This is a genomic window from Emticicia aquatica, from assembly GCF_923079645.1.
GTDB classification, from domain to species: Bacteria; Bacteroidota; Bacteroidia; order Cytophagales; family Spirosomataceae; genus Emticicia; species Emticicia aquatica.
Genome location: NZ_CAKLPY010000027.1, coordinates 1 through 519, shown reverse-complemented (window position 1 = coordinate 519; position 519 = coordinate 1). Strand labels below are relative to the sequence as shown.

At 46.8% G+C, this 519-nt stretch carries 1 pseudogene; it reads left to right on the top strand.

The features are described 5' to 3' along the window. Positions 1 to 519 (top strand): annotated as a pseudogene (locus tag MJQ71_RS20850) (SprB repeat-containing protein); the annotation flags it as partial.

The window sequence follows — 519 nt, the reverse complement described above, 5'->3', positions numbered from 1 at the left end:
GTTATGCATGGAGTCCAAGTGGCGGCACAGGTGCAACAGCGAATAATTTAGTAGCAGGAACATACACAGTAACAGTAACGGATGCAAATGCCTGTACAGCAACTGCAACAGTAACGATTACCCAACCAACTAAATTAACAGCGAGTGCGGTAGGAGTAAATGTAAAATGTTATGGCGGCAATGATGGCAGTGCAACGGTGACTGCGAATGGCGGTACAACAGCTTACAGTTATGCATGGAGTCCAAGTGGTGGCACGTCAGCAACAGCGAATAATTTAGTAGCAGGAACATATACCGTAACAGTAACAGATGCAAATGCCTGTACAGCGACCGCGACAGTAACGATTACGCAACCGACGAAATTAACAGCGAGTGCAGTAGGGGTAAATGTTAAATGTTATGGCGGCAATGATGGCAGTGCAACGGTGACAGCGAATGGTGGAACAACAGCTTACAGTTATGCATGGAGTCCAAGTGGTGGCACGTCAGCAACAGCGAACAATTTAGTAGCAGGCACTT